General features: G+C 64.4%; 14 protein-coding genes. 10 read left to right on the top strand and 4 right to left on the bottom strand.

What is annotated here, in order from left to right; all coding sequences use genetic code 11:
* Positions 1–31: 31 nt before the first annotated feature.
* The gene (gene alr, locus DY926_RS14415) at positions 32–1,174 is read right to left on the bottom strand and encodes an alanine racemase (RefSeq protein WP_116704001.1); all 1,143 of its coding nucleotides are present in this window, start codon (positions 1,172–1,174) and stop codon (positions 32–34) included.
* A 141-nt stretch (positions 1,175–1,315) separates the two neighbouring features.
* Between alr and DY926_RS14410 the strand changes: the two genes are divergently transcribed.
* Positions 1,316–1,759, top strand: coding sequence for an Lrp/AsnC family transcriptional regulator (locus DY926_RS14410; protein ID WP_116704000.1), 444 nt, complete (start codon positions 1,316–1,318; stop codon positions 1,757–1,759).
* Between the two features lie 86 nt (positions 1,760–1,845).
* Here DY926_RS14410 and DY926_RS14405 read toward each other — a convergent pair whose 3' ends face one another.
* Entirely contained in the window at positions 1,846–2,658 is an 813-nt protein-coding gene (locus tag DY926_RS14405; protein WP_116703999.1) for an MIP/aquaporin family protein, read from the bottom strand.
* Positions 2,659–3,106: 448 nt separating this feature from the next.
* Here DY926_RS14405 and glpD point away from each other — a divergent pair, with 448 nt between their 5' ends.
* The 9 genes from glpD to DY926_RS17595 all read left to right on the top strand — a co-directional run bounded on the left by glpD (position 3,107) and on the right by DY926_RS17595 (position 11,781).
* Positions 3,107–4,669 (top strand): glycerol-3-phosphate dehydrogenase, encoded by a 1,563-nt coding sequence (glpD, locus tag DY926_RS14400; RefSeq protein WP_116703998.1) that lies wholly within the window; start codon positions 3,107–3,109, stop codon positions 4,667–4,669.
* A 72-nt stretch (positions 4,670–4,741) separates the two neighbouring features.
* The gene (gene glpK / locus DY926_RS14395) at positions 4,742–6,241 is read left to right on the top strand and encodes a glycerol kinase GlpK (protein ID WP_116703997.1); all 1,500 of its coding nucleotides are present in this window, start codon (positions 4,742–4,744) and stop codon (positions 6,239–6,241) included.
* 33 nt (positions 6,242–6,274) lie between these two features.
* Positions 6,275–7,264, top strand: a complete 990-nt coding sequence (gene glpX, locus DY926_RS14390; RefSeq protein WP_116703996.1) for a class II fructose-bisphosphatase — start codon at positions 6,275–6,277, stop codon at positions 7,262–7,264.
* A gap of 52 nt (positions 7,265–7,316) precedes the next feature.
* Positions 7,317–8,429: a class II fructose-bisphosphate aldolase gene (gene fbaA / locus DY926_RS14385; RefSeq protein WP_116703995.1), complete on the top strand. Its 1,113-nt coding sequence runs from the start codon at positions 7,317–7,319 to the stop codon at positions 8,427–8,429.
* 8 nt (positions 8,430–8,437) lie between these two features.
* A complete protein-coding gene (locus tag DY926_RS14380) occupies positions 8,438–9,196 on the top strand; it encodes a DeoR/GlpR family DNA-binding transcription regulator (protein ID WP_116703994.1) in 759 nt (252 codons plus the stop codon).
* Between the two features lie 267 nt (positions 9,197–9,463).
* A complete protein-coding gene (locus DY926_RS14375; protein WP_116704021.1) occupies positions 9,464–10,252 on the top strand; it encodes an SDR family NAD(P)-dependent oxidoreductase in 789 nt (262 codons plus the stop codon).
* 5 nt (positions 10,253–10,257) lie between these two features.
* Entirely contained in the window at positions 10,258–11,079 is an 822-nt protein-coding gene (locus tag DY926_RS14370) for a universal stress protein (RefSeq protein WP_116703993.1), read from the top strand.
* Between the two features lie 37 nt (positions 11,080–11,116).
* On the top strand, positions 11,117–11,530 hold the full coding sequence (gene crcB / locus DY926_RS14365) for a fluoride efflux transporter CrcB (RefSeq protein ID WP_116703992.1): 414 nt from the start codon (positions 11,117–11,119) through the stop codon (positions 11,528–11,530).
* Positions 11,531–11,607: 77 nt separating this feature from the next.
* A complete protein-coding gene (locus tag DY926_RS17595) occupies positions 11,608–11,781 on the top strand; it encodes a hypothetical protein (protein ID WP_186336185.1) in 174 nt (57 codons plus the stop codon).
* A gap of 552 nt (positions 11,782–12,333) precedes the next feature.
* Here DY926_RS17595 and nhaA read toward each other — a convergent pair.
* Together nhaA and DY926_RS14350 are read right to left on the bottom strand one after the other, a co-directional pair.
* Entirely contained in the window at positions 12,334–13,533 is a 1,200-nt protein-coding gene (gene nhaA, locus DY926_RS14355) for a Na+/H+ antiporter NhaA (RefSeq protein ID WP_116703990.1), read from the bottom strand.
* A gap of 113 nt (positions 13,534–13,646) precedes the next feature.
* The gene (locus DY926_RS14350) at positions 13,647–14,102 is read right to left on the bottom strand and encodes a DUF1493 family protein (RefSeq protein WP_116703989.1); all 456 of its coding nucleotides are present in this window, start codon (positions 14,100–14,102) and stop codon (positions 13,647–13,649) included.
* Positions 14,103–14,182: the final 80 nt, after the last annotated feature.

Genomic DNA, 14,182 nt, shown 5'->3' with positions numbered 1-14,182 from the left:
ACAATTGCCTTATGTGGCGGGTGAAAGCGTATTACGCGGCCTGCGGCAGGTACGCGCGATGGAAACGGGACCCAAGGGCGGTCAGCACCTCGTAACCGATGGTGCCGGCACAGCGCGCCACATCATCCACCCCGTGGTGCGGGCCGATCATGTCCACATGCGTGGTGGCATCGAGCACGGCCTGCGGCACGTCGGTTACGTCGATGGTGGTGGAATCCATGGAAATGCGGCCAAGGATCGGCAGGCGCCGGTCATCCAGCCACGCGCTGCCGCCATCGGCCCCGTGGCGCAGGAACCCGTCCGCGTAGCCAATGCCCAGTGTTGCGATCCGGCGCGGCCCGCTGGCCCGCCATGTCAGGCCATAGCCCACGCCGTCTCCCGCCCCGATGGTGCGCACCTGCACGATCCGCGCGCGCAGGCGCACCGTGGGGTGCAGCGGGTTGGGGCGGGTGGCGTCCGGCGTCAGCCCGTACAGCGCAGCACCGGGCCGCACGAGGTCGAGATGGTAATCCGGCCCGAGGAAAATGCCCGATGAGGCCGAAAGCGCCAGCGGGGCCGCAGGCAGGCGGGTGGCCATGGACAGAAGCCGCGCGCGCTGCATGGCGTTGGCGGGGTGGTCGGGCGTGTCCGCGCAGGCGAGGTGACTCATGACAAGGCGCGTGGCGATTCCCGCCAGCAGCGTGGAATCCGCCGCCAGCACCCCCACATCCGCATCCGACAGGCCAAAGCGCGACATGCCGGTGTCAAGCTGTATGGCGGCGGGCAGGGGGCTGCCCACCCGCCGGGCATGGGCGCGCCAGCCCGCAATCTGTTCCATGCTGTTCAGCACCGGCCACAGGCCGTGGCGGGTAAAATCCTGTTCCGTGCCCGGCATGGGGCCATGCAGGACCATGATCAGCGCGGTGGGGGAGACATGGGCGCGCAGGCGCACGCCCTCTTCCAGATGGGCGACGAAAAAGACCTTCGCCCCGGCCTTTTCCAGCACGGGGGCGACCTGCTGTGCGCCCAGCCCGTAGGCATCGGCCTTGACCACGGCGGCGCAGGTGGCGCCGCCGGTGCGGGCGTTGAGCATGCCGTAATTGGCCGCGATCGCCCCCAGGCTGATTTCCAGCAACGCGCCAGCGCCCGGCGCGGCCCAACCGGATGTGGGCAGGGGAGAAGGCAGGTCTTGCATGCGGGGCTTACTCCACGAAACGGGACAGGGCAGTTCTGATCGTATGGATCAGGCAACGGAATGTCCTGTCGTTTAACGCAATTTTATGCGATTATTGTGGCGTAAACACAATCATGTGCCAAAACAGGTGGAAAATTCACCATGCCATTCGACCGGATGACAGACGCCATACTGCGCAACCTGCGCCATGACGGGCGGATGAGTAACGCGGAACTGGCGCAGCGCGTCGGGCTGTCGCCTTCGGCATGCCTGCGCCGGGTGCGCCTGCTGGAAAAGGAGGGGGTGATCCGCGGGTACCGCGCGCTGGTCGATGAGCGCTCGGTCCACGGCATGAGCACGGTGATCGTCCACATCACTCTCGAACGCCAGACGGAGGAATGTCTGCGCCGGTTCGAGGCCCGCGTGCGCGAATGTGCCGATGTGCGCGAATGTTACCTGATGACGGGGGACGCCGATTACCTTGTCCGTGTGGAAGCGCGTGACCCGGCGGATTACGAGCGCATCCACAAGGAGGAACTCTCCCGCATGCCCGGCGTGGCGCGGATACAGAGCAATTTCGCCATCCGCACCGTCGTGCAGCGTTAGGGCGCTGCCCCGGCACCTTGCCTACGGGTGCCTGTGCTGGCGGATGGCCTGCCTGTTTTCACGATACGGACAGGCAGGCCACGGCATTACGGCGCGGGCGGCGAGAGCGTGGCTGCGTTGCGGGGAATGAACGGCCGGATCAGGAACTGGTAGCACCCCGCGCCAATCACACCGCCACATAGCGGGCCGACAACCGGCACCCACCAGAAGCTGCCGGGGGAGGGAAAGGCCGAGTTGCCCCAGCCCATCAGGTAACAGAACAGGCGCGGCCCGAAATCACGCGCGGGGTTGATGGCCCATGCCTCCAGATAACCCGCGCAGGCCCCGATGCTGGCCACGAGCAGCCCGATGATGAGCGCGCTGGAATTGGCCTGCGGGGCCACGGTGTTGTACTCGCACGTAATGGCGAAAATGCCGAACAGTAGCAGCGCGGTCAGGATGGTTTCATCCACCAGCGCGTGCAGCGGCGTTATGTGTTCGCCCGGATGGGTGAAGAATACCCCCGCCGCCCCGCCATCGGCGCGGGAGAGGCCCTGCGCCAGGTTGAAATGGTCAATGACCGGCTGGTACAGCGCATAGACCAGCGCCGCCCCGATCACGCCCCCCGCCACCTGTGCTGCGCAGTAGCCGGGCACCTTGCGCCATGAAAAGCCGCGATAGAGCGCCAGCGCCATCGTGACCGCCGGATTGGCGTGCGTGCCGGACACGCTGCCGGTTATGTAGATGGCGATGGTGACCCCCAGCCCCCATACGATACAGACGCCCCAGTAGGAGAATTTGTACGGGCTGGGATCGTACAGCGTGTACATGGCGGCCACGGAATCACCGATCAGCACGATGATCATGACGGCGATGCATTCCGAAATCAGCTCGCCCAGGAATTGACGGTTTTTCAGCATTTCGACCCACTTTGATTCTTTTATTATCGTTTGATGGGAAAGCCCTGTCGGCCCGTGCCGGCTGCAGGCCCTGACATGTTCTTAAACGAACATCATGGTGTGGGGAAGGGACATGACGTGCCCCGGCGGCGCAAGCGCCCGCCTAGTCCCGGCCCCGGTGCATATTTTGTAAGATTGCGTAGTATGTCTTGGCAAAATGCATCCGGCGCAACCTGCCGCGCCGGTCTGCGTTGGTAGGGGCGTGCAGGTTGCACCGGCTGCGCGTTTTCGCACCTGCACAAAAACAGGCCCGGAGGGGCAATCTTCTTATCGTGGCGGATTTATGGCGGTTATTTCCAATATTCAGGCTTCTGGCATTTCGTGTAACGGTCATGGCCAATGTGCGGTTCCCCTATTGAAATGCGCATAATGTTCGTTTACGAACATCCGCATCAGGAGGAACATCTACATGGCGTCCATGGACGAAACATTCCGCCCCGACCCCACGGGCGGCGGCCCGGTCGATCTGCTGGTCGTGGGCGGGGGGATCAACGGCACAGGCATCGCGCGCGATGCGGCGGGGCGCGGCGCATCCGTGCTGCTGGTGGAGCAGGACGACCTTGCCAGCCATACCTCGTCCGCCAGCACCAAGCTGATCCATGGCGGCCTGCGCTATCTGGAATATTATGAATTCCGCCTTGTGCGCGAAGCCCTGATCGAGCGCGAGAAGCTGCTGCGCATCGCACCCCACATCATCTGGCCCATGCGCTTCGTGCTGCCCTATACCCCGCAGGCGCGGCCTGCGTGGATGCTGCGGCTGGGCCTGTTCCTGTACGATCATCTCGCCCCCAACATGACGTTGCCCAAGTGCAAATCGCTTGATTTCCGCACCAGTTCCGCAGGCAGGCCGCTCAACGGCAAACTGGCGCGCGGTTTCGCCTATTCCGATGGCTGGGTGCAGGACAGCCGGCTTGTGGTGCTCAACGCGATGGACGCCCTTGCCCGTGGCGCGGATATCCGCACCCGCACCCGTCTGGTCAGCGCGCGCCGGGTGGATGGCATGTGGGAAGCCGCGATCGAGGATGTCCGCACCGGTGGGCGCACCACCGTGCGCGCACGTGTGCTGGTCAATGCCGGTGGCCCGTGGGTGAGCGAGGTGCTGCGTGAGCGCGCGCATGTGAACTCCACCAAGCAGGTGCGGTTGGTCAAGGGCAGCCACATCGTGGTGCCGCGCCTGTTTGACGGGCCGCAGGCCTACATCCTGCAGAACCCGGACAAGCGCATCGTCTTCGCCATTCCCTACGAGCAGAAATTCACCCTGATCGGCACCACGGACGTGCCGTGGACGCAGGCCCCCGGCCATGTCGAGATCTCGCCCGAGGAAATCACCTACCTGTGTGAAAGCGTAAGCCGCTACTTCACGAAGCCGGTCACGCCCGATGATGTGGTGTGGAGCTACGCCGGGGTGCGCCCGCTGTATGATGACGCGGCGGCGAACGCCTCCGCCGTTACGCGTGATTACGTGCTGGATGTCGATACGCAGGGCGATCAGGCCCCGATGCTGTCCATATTCGGCGGCAAGATCACCACCTACCGCCGCCTTGCGGAACACGCGATCGAAAAGCTCCAGCCCTTCCTGCCGGTGCTGCGTGCGCCGGGCTGGACGGCGGACCGGGTGCTGCCCGGCGGCAATCTGGGCGTGGACGGGTTTGAGGGCGCAGTCAGCCGCCTTGCCGCGCAGGCCCCTTTCCTTGATGCGCAGTTGTGCTGGCGCCTGGTGCGCAATTACGGCTCATGCGCCAGCGAGATCGTGGGGGATGCCCGCAGCATGGCCGACATGGGCGAGCAGTTCGGCGCGGGGCTGAGCGCGCGTGAAGTTGATTATCTGGTTGCACGGGAATGGGCGCAGACCACGCAGGATATCCTGTGGCGGCGCTCACGCCTGGGCCTGCATGTGACGGATGAGGACGCAGCGCGGCTGGATGCCTACCTGCGTGACCGCCACCCGGTCGCGACGCCAGCGGTTTCGTGACATACCGGCCATGGGTGTTACAGGCGGCCATGGCCCCAATCCAGCATCCGCCCGTCCGGGCAGGAGACAATAATGAACAAGAAAAACAGAATTCTTGCTATCGACCAGGGAACGACCTCGACCCGCAGCATCGTGTTCGACCGCGACATCACGGCCCTGGCGGTCGCGCGCGTGGAATTCGCGCAGCATTACCCCGATCAGGGCTGGGTGGAGCATGACGCGGAGGAAATCTGGTCCAACGTCCTCTCCACCGCGCGTGAAGCCCTTGAAAAGGTAGGCGGCCCGGCCACCATCGCGGGTATCGGCATTACCAACCAGCGCGAGACCATAGTGGTCTGGGACCGTGAAACCGGCGCGCCGGTGCATCGCGCCATCGTGTGGCAGGACCGCCGCACCGCCGCCGTGTGCGCACGCATGCGCGAACAGGGGCACGAGGCACTTGTGCGCGAACGCACCGGCCTGCTGCTTGACCCGTATTTCTCGGCCACCAAGATCGCGTGGATACTCGATAACGTGGACGGCGCGCGCGCGCGTGCCGAACAGGGCAAGCTGGCCTGCGGCACCATTGACAGTTTCCTGCTGTGGCGGCTGACCGGCGGGCGCGTGCATGCGACCGACATGACCAACGCCGCGCGCACCCTTCTGTTCAACATCCATGACTGCGCGTGGGATGATGACATGCTGGCGCTGTTCAACGTGCCGCGCGCCATCCTGCCTGACGTGCGTACCAACAGCGAAATTTTTGGCGAGACCGACCCCGCTCTGTTTGGCGAGGCGCTGAAGGTGGCAGGCATGGCGGGCGACCAGAACGCCGCCATGGTGGGGCAGGCCTGCTTCCGCCCCGGTACGGCCAAGGCCACCTATGGCACCGGCTGCTTCGCGCTGCTCAATACCGGCACCCGGCCCGTGCGCTCCGAAAACCGGATGCTGACCACCATCGCCTACCGCATTGGCGATGAGACGACCTATGCGCTGGAAGGCTCGATTTTCGTGGCGGGGGCGGCCATCCGCTGGCTGCGCGACGGGCTGAACCTGATCACCCATGCCTCCCAGACCGATGACATGGCCACCCGCGTGCCCCACAGCCACGGCGTGTACATGGTGCCCGGCTTTGTCGGGCTGGGCGCGCCGCACTGGGACCCCGACGCCCGTGGCCTGATCTGTGGCCTGACACTGGATGCGACGGCCGCCCACATTGCGCGCGCGGCACTGGAATCCGTGGCCTACCAGACGCTGGACCTGATGGACGCCATGCGTGAGGACGGCGGCGGGGAACTGAGCGCACTGCGTGTTGATGGGGGAATGTCGGTCAATGACTGGTTCTGCCAGTTCCTTGCCGATATGCTCCTGACGCCGGTGGAGCGGCCGCAGCAGGTCGAGACAACGGCCCTTGGCGCCGCCTTTCTGGCGGGACTGGCAACCGGGGTATGGAGCAGCATACCCGAACTGGAGGGTACCTGGACCCGCGGGCATCTGTTCCGCCCCGCGATGGACAAGGCACAGCGCGACAGTATGGTGGCGGGGTGGCACATGGCGGTGCGGCGTACGCTCAGCGCCTCGGTGGCGGCGTAACCTTCGCATTCAAGAACAGGAAAAGAGTGTTTCATGACCTCCTCACGGTATAACCCCTATCAGGTTACGGACCGCAATCTCGCCCTTGAACTGGTTCGTGTGACCGAGGCGGCGGCGGTCGCGGCTTCGGCATGGACGGGGCGCGGCCTCAAGAACGAAGCCGATGGCGCTGCGGTGGAGGCCATGCGACGCGCCTTTGACACGGTGGCGATCGACGGCACGGTGGTGATTGGCGAAGGTGAGATGGACGAGGCCCCGATGCTGTTCATCGGGGAAAAGGTGGGTGCCGGCGGCCCCGGCATGGACATTGCCGTGGACCCGCTGGAGGGCACGAACCTGTGCGCCAAGAACCTGCCCAACGCCCTGACCGTGGTGGCGCTGGCGGAAAGCGGCAACTTCCTGCACGCCCCCGACATCTACATGGAAAAGATCGTGGTCGGCCCCTTCCTGCCCGAGGGCGTGGTGGACCTGGACAACAGCATCGAAGCCAACCTCAAGTCACTGGCGAAGGCGAAGAAGTGCGATGTGTCCGACCTCATGCTCTGCACGCTCGACCGGGAGCGCCATGCGGAACTGATCGCCCGCACGCGTGAGGCCGGTGCCCGCGTGACCCTGCTGAGCGATGGGGACGTGGCCGCCGCCATCGCCGCCTGCCTTGATGATAGCGAGATTGACATCTACGCCGGTTCCGGCGGCGCGCCGGAGGGTGTGCTCGCCGCTGCCGCCGTGCGCTGCGTGACCGGGCAGATGCAGGGCCGCCTCCTGTTCGAGGATGACGAGCAGGTTGCGCGGGCACGCAAGATGAACCCCGGCGCCGACCCGTCGCGCAAGCTGGCGCTGGAAGACATGGCCCGTGGCGATGTCCTGTTCTCCGCCACCGGGGTTACGGGCGGCGCGCTGCTGCGTGGTGTCCATCGCTCCTTTGGCGGGCGTACGGTCACGCATTCGCTGGTCATGCGCTCCAAGTCCGGCACCATCCGGTTTGTCGAGGGACATCACGACTACCACATCAAGACCTGGTGATCATTTCATCCGTTGCAATAACAACAATAATAAACAGCAATAGGGAAACGACATGACCGAAACCGCGCATCCCCCCTCCGCCCGTCTGGCCCTGAAACCCGGTGTGGTGACCGGGGCGGATTACCGCCGCCTGGTCGAGGCCTGCCGAGATGGCGGCTACGCGCTGCCTGCCGTCAACGTGGTCGGCACCGACAGCATCAACGCCGTGCTGGAAGCCGCCGCCCGCAACCGGGCGGATGTCATCATCCAGCTTTCCAACGGTGGCGCGCGGTTTTACGCGGGCGAGGGGATGAAGGACGCCGATCAGGCCCGCGTGCTGGGCGCGGTGGCGGCGGCGCGTCATGTCCACACGGTGGCGGCGGCATACGGCGTATGCGTGATCCTGCATACCGACCATGCCGACCGCAAGCTGCTGCCGTGGGTGTCCGCGCTGGTCGATGCCAGCGCGCAGGCCGTGCAGGAAACGGGGCGGCCGCTGTTCTCATCGCACATGATCGACCTTTCGGCCGAGCCGCTGGATGACAACATTGCCGAATGTGCCAGCTTCCTGCGCCGCATGGCCCCGCTTGGCATCGGCCTCGAGATCGAGCTGGGCGTGACGGGCGGCGAGGAAGACGGCGTTGGCCATGACGTGGATGATGGCGCGGAGAACGCCCATCTCTACACCCAGCCCGAGGACGTGCTCAAAGCCTATCAGGCGCTTTCCCCGCTGGGTTTTGTCACCATCGCCGCGTCCTTTGGCAATGTGCATGGGGTTTACGCGCCGGGTAACGTGAAGCTGCGGCCCGAGATTCTGCGCAACTCGCAGGCGGTGGTGGCGCGGGCCGTCGGGCGCGGGGACAGGCCGCTGGCGCTGGTGTTCCACGGGGGTTCCGGCTCCGAACAGGAAAAGATTACCGAGGCCGTGTCGTATGGCGTGTTCAAGATGAATATTGATACCGACATCCAGTTTGCCTTTGCCAGCAGCGTTGGCCGCTATGTCCATGACCATGCGGAGGCGTTCAGCCACCAGATTTCCCCATCCACCGGCAAACCGACCAAGAAGCTGTATGACCCGCGCAAATGGCTGCGCGTGGGTGAAAATGGCATCGTGGCCCGGCTGGAGCAGGCTTTTGCCGATCTGGGGGCCACCGGGCGCAGCGTGGCGGCCGTGGGCGTGGAGTAAGGGGCGTCGTGTCAGCGGAAGAACGCCACCGGGAAATCACGGCCTTGGTACGCACGCAGGGCTATGTCTCGAACGAGGAACTGGCCCAGCGGCTGAACGTGGCCGTCCAGACCATCCGCCGTGATGTGAACCATCTGGCGCGGCGCGGTCTGGTCGCGCGCCACCATGGGGGGGCGGGGCTTGTCTCCTCGGTCGAGAATATCGCCTATTCGGAGCGGCAGGTTCTCAACCGCCGCGCCAAGGAGGCCATCGGCCAGCTTGCCGCCCGGCATGTGCCGGACAACTCATCGCTGTTCGTCAGCATCGGCACCACAACCGAAGCCTTTGCCAAGGCGCTGCGGCGGCACAAGGCGCTGCGGGTCATCACCAACAACCTGCACGTGGCCAGCCCGCTTTCCGCGCAGACGGATTTTCAGGTGATTGTCACGGGCGGGCAGGTGCGGTTTTACGATGGCGGCATTACCGGCTCGACCGCCAGCACCTTCATTGAACAGTACCGCACCGATTTCGCGGTGATCGGCGTAAGCGGGATCGAGGAGGACGGCACGCTGCTTGACTTCGATGCCGATGAGATCAGCGTGACACAGGCCATGATGCGCAACGCGCGCCGTGTCTATCTGGTGGCCGACCAGACCAAGTTTGGCCGCCGCCCCATGGGCCGCGTGGGCCATATTTCGCACATCCACGGTTTTTTTACCGACCACCAGCCCCCCGAGCGGATATGCGCCATGCTGCGTGAGCACGGCGTGGAACTGCATGTTGTCTGAAGGCTGACCGCCACCCGCGCACCCGCCATGGCGGGTGGGGCCATATGGCGGGAACAGGCGCGGTTTTTCACCCACGCACACATCATCCCGCCAGCCGTCACATAGCCCGCACAGGCGGCATGGATACGCGCATGTAAGGCCCTGCCGCATGCCATCCGTTGCAACCGCCATGGTGCCGGGCTGTTGGGGTGGGGCAGGCTGGCGTGTTGTTCAGCAGGACATTTTGTGTACGATGCGCGCTGCCTTAATCCATTGCGGGAGAATACCATGCGGATTGATCTTACCGGTCGCACAGCCATTGTAACGGGATCGACAGGTGGTATCGGCCTTGCCATTGCCAAGGGGCTTGCCGCCTGCGGGGCGCTGGTTGTGGTCAACGGGCGGCGGCAGGCGGCGGTGGATCAGGCCGTGCAGGCGCTGTCCGGCGTGGGCGCGGGCAGTGCGGTCGGCTTTACGGGCGACCTGGGCACGGCGGAAGGATGCGCGGCACTGGTGGCGGCCCATCCGTCATGTGACATCCTGATCAATAACCTGGGCATTTACGGGCAGAAGGACTTTTTTGAAACGCCGGATGAGGAATGGGCCCGGTTTTTCGAGATCAACGTCATGTCCGGCGTGCGCCTGTCGCGCGCGTACATGCCGGGCATGAAGGAACGCGACTGGGGGCGTGTCGTGTTCATCTCCTCTGAATCCGCGTTCAACATTCCGGTGGAAATGATCCATTACGGCTTCAGCAAGACGGCACAGGTCTCGATCGCGCGCGGGCTGGCGGAACGGATGGCCGGGACCGGCGTGACCGTGAATTCCGTGCTGCCCGGCCCGACCCTGTCCGAAGGGCTGGAAGACATGCTCCGGCCCGAGCAGGAAAAAACCGGCAAATCCATGGAGGAAGTGGCTGCGGGCTTCGTCATGACGCACCGGCCCAGCTCGATCATCCGCCGCGCGGCATCGGTGGAGGAAGTGGCCAACATGGTGGTCTATCTGTCATCCCCGCAGGCATCCGCCACCACAGGGGCATCGGTGCGCGTTGATGGCGGTGTGCTGAGCACGATCTGACGGCCATGAAAAGCGCCCTTGTCATTCCCGACCTGCCACGTGATGCGCCCGACCTGCTATCCGCCGCGCTGGATGTGGTCCGGCGGGCGGGGGGCACGACACTCAACGTGCTGGCCGCGCGCGAACCGCCCGAAGATACGATCCTGCCAACCGAGGAAATGCTCACCGACCGCACGCGTGCGCAGATACGCGCCACGCAGCAGCAATGGGCCGACAGCCTGCACGCCAGCTTCCGTGACTGGCTGGCGCGCAGCCGGGCCGATGGGCTGGTGGGTGATGTGGAAGTCAACTGGCTGGATATGGAAATATCGGTCGCCCACATCATACAGGCCCATGCCAGCGCGGCGGACCTGATCGTGCTGGGCACCGCCCGGCCCCATGACAGTGACCAGAAGCGCCGGGCGGTGCAGGCCGCGATCTTTGAATCCGGGCGTCCGGTGCTGTTCGTGCCCCCCGGCTGGACACGTCCGGTCGGGCATAACGTCGTGCTGGCGTGGAAGGATAGCGCGCCGTGCCGCCGTACCGTCCTGTCCGCCCGCCCGCTTCTTGCCGCGGCGGGGGATGTGGCGGTGATCCGGGCGGATGCGGACAGGCCATCCGTGCTGGCGGACCTGCTGGCGGGGGTAAAGGCGCGGTACCTGCCCCCCATAACGGATGGCGCACCGGAAAACGTGAGCAGGGTCATCCTGAGCCAGTGCCGTGCGGGCGGGTGTGACCTGCTGGTCATGGGGGGATACGCGCATGGCGCGCTGTACAACCGCCTGGTGGGCAGTGTGACGCAGGACATTCTGGAATGTGGGGAAATACCCGTCTTTCTGCAGCATTGAGGGTACGGGCCTGCGGTATGGATAACGGGTAAGGAGGATGGTTTTGGATCTGGAAAGATTGCGCGTGACCCTGTGGATCGCGCTGGGGGGCGCGCTGGGCACGGTGGGTCGTTACTGGGTCGGGATATGGATGGCGCGGTGGAGCCAGAACCTGCCCTGGGGCACGATTGCGATCAACATGACGGGATCATTCGCCATTGCGTTTTTTGGCACGCTGACCACGGCGGCGGGGCGGTTCCCCGTTTCGGATATGGGCCGTCTGTTTTTCATGGTGGGCATATGCGGGGGCTACACCACGTTTTCCTCGTTCACGTTGCAGACACTTGACCTGCTGCGCGGTGGTGCGCCGGGGCGGGCCATGCTCAATGTCGGGCTTTCGGTCGTGCTGGGCATGCTTTCGGTTGCCGCCGGGTACATGGTGGCCGCGCGGCTCAATCAGGGCGCGGTATAGGAACCGCCCATTCCGCCTCCCGTTACTGGCGGACATGCGTGTAACAACCCTTCTGCCCCTGCCGGAGACCAAGCCGGATGCCCTGGACTGCCGATGACGCCCCCAGACACACGCACAAGGCGACAACGGTGCGCCTGTGTGAGCTGTGGGCAAAGGTTGCCAATGACTGCCTGGAACGCACCGGGGATGAAGGCCGCGCCATCCGTGAGGCCAATGCCGTTGTCGCCCGCAATGCGGCGGAAACGTCCTGACCCGCGTTTCGCATGGTTTCCTGAAACCGGGGTGGAAGCCCGATCCTATGCCGGGCTTCCGGCCCCGATATCCATTATCCGAAGAAGATGAGTGCTGTTGAAAGCGCGAAGGCGGCAGCCAGAAGCGCGGGACCGATAATGTCCCATCTCTGCAACCGTCCTGCCTGTGATGTGCCAGCATTGTCGGGCTGGCGCCGGAAGTACATCCACATTATTGGCCTCCCTCAGGGCATGTTTCGTGCGGCGTACATTGGGTCAGGCATGGTGGCCTGCGGGCGTCCAGCTTCAGATGAAGATGAACGACAGCCACAGGACAAGGGTCAGCAGGACAATGCCTGCCCCGACCCAGCTCATCATGTCCGGTTTTGCGCGGTACTGTGTTCCCATAGCCATGGCAACCTCCACTTCGGGGGAATATTCCGCCGATAGCGCGGATGTAGGCATGGCAGCCCGGGTTGAAAAGGGGCCTGCCATGGGGCCGGGGGCGGGAATACGGATCACAAATCCGGTATCGGGCAAATGCGGGCAGGGGCGGGTGCAAAGCCCCGTGTTTCAGGCGCGCGACGTTGGCGGTTGCGGTGAAAAACGCAGCCAGAGCCAGCCCGCCAGCGCGGATATGACGGAACCGGCAAAGATGCCCAGCCGGGCCGAAACCAGTGCTGCGCCACCAAAGGACAGGTTCGCGATGAACAGGCTGATCGTGAACCCGATCCCGCACAGGAGCGACAGGCCAAACAGCATCCGCACCGGCGTTTCGGCCGGAAGGGTGGTGACCTTCAGCCGGACCGACAGCAGCGTCGCCCCGAACACGCCCACGGGCTTGCCAACCAGCAGCCCCGCCATGATGCCCAGCGGCACGGCCCCCAGCATCATGCGTGGATGGAGCCCCGCCAGGGAAACGCCTACGTTCATGAACCCGAACAGCGGCAGCACTACCCATGTGACAAAGGGCGCAAGCAGGGCCGCCGCGCGGTCGAGCGGGGTTGCCCGCACGCCATCCTGCGCGCGCGTGGTGGCAGGCAGGCACAGCCCGGTCACGACCCCGGCAAGGGTGGGGTGCAGGCCGGACGCCAGCAGCGCGGCCCACAGCATGACGCACCCCATGGCATAGGGCCACAATGCCCTGACCCCGGCCCGGTTCGCCCCGACCAGTGCCACCACAAGGGTCATGGCCCCGACCAGCGCGGGCCAGTACAGTGCATCCCCGTAAAACAGGGCGATGACGGCAATGCCCAGCACATCATCAAAAATGGCGAGCGCCATAAGCCAGGCCCGCGCGCCGGGCGAGACGTGACGCCCGAGCGCAAGGATGACCGGTAGCGTGAACGCCGCATCGGTCGCAACGGGAATGGCCCAGCCGCGCGTGGCCTCCGGGTGGCCATATGTGACCAGAAGATATGTGAGCGCGGGCACGATCATGCCGCCCAGCGCCCCGATAAGCGGCAGCGCGATGCGCCGTGGCGAGGAGAGATGGCCGGAGACGATTTCTTTTTTTATTTCAAGGATGACCACCAGAAAAAACAGCGTCATGAGCCCGTCGGAAACCCATGCGCCGACCGTCTCCGGCCCGTGTGCGCCCAGCAGTGAAAATTGCAGGGGTGTTGTAATCAGGGCGGCATAACCCGCCGCCCATGGCGAGTTCGCCAGCACGAACCCCAGCAGCGATGCCAGCAGGAGAACGGACGCCCCACCCGCGGGGGAGCCCAGAAAACGCCGGACCCGCATGGCGGGCGGAGCAGGGGTGTCAGTCATTCACCCTTGTTGGATGAGGCAGGTTATCCATGCAAGCCGTGACATTACTGCCCATTGCGCGTTTGCGGCGCCACAGCCGCGTGACGCATATCATCATGGGCCGTGCCGTCGGGTCACGCCCTGTTGCGCAGGCGCGCGAACCATCCCGGTTTTTTGGGGGGAGGGGGATAGACTTGCGTGCCGGCAAGGGATTCGAGGCGCGCGCAGTTCCATACGCCATCATCAATCGCCTGCTGCAGCATGGCCAGTGTCATCACGACATCTTTCCGCTTCGGGGCAGGCTTGCCCAGAAGGCATTGCCAGATCAGGAACCGGAACAGCATGAATAACAGCATGGGTATGATAAGAAAAATAAATAAAGACGGTGTTTCGTCGCGGAAATATCGATAGTAATCAAAGTCCCCCACATCTATGGGGAAAGTGTCGATATAGTTCTCCAGGAGACACTGGGCATCATACCCATCCAGACCAAGATCTTCCACAATCCGGGTTGAAAGGTGCAGCTCGGATTCGGAAATACTTTCACTGGATATCAGGAAATTCCTGAAATCGTCCGAGAGGGTAAGCATTGAAAACCTCCAGCCCCTGAATATGCCGGACGATGATGACAGGAATCACTTCGTAAGCAATATCTCACAGGCCCATGAAA

The organism is Komagataeibacter melaceti, assembly GCF_003403295.1.
Taxonomy (GTDB): Bacteria; Pseudomonadota; Alphaproteobacteria; order Acetobacterales; family Acetobacteraceae; genus Komagataeibacter; species Komagataeibacter melaceti.
The sequence above is the reverse complement of the archived record's forward strand: the minus strand, read 5'-3'. Positions and strand labels throughout refer to the sequence as shown.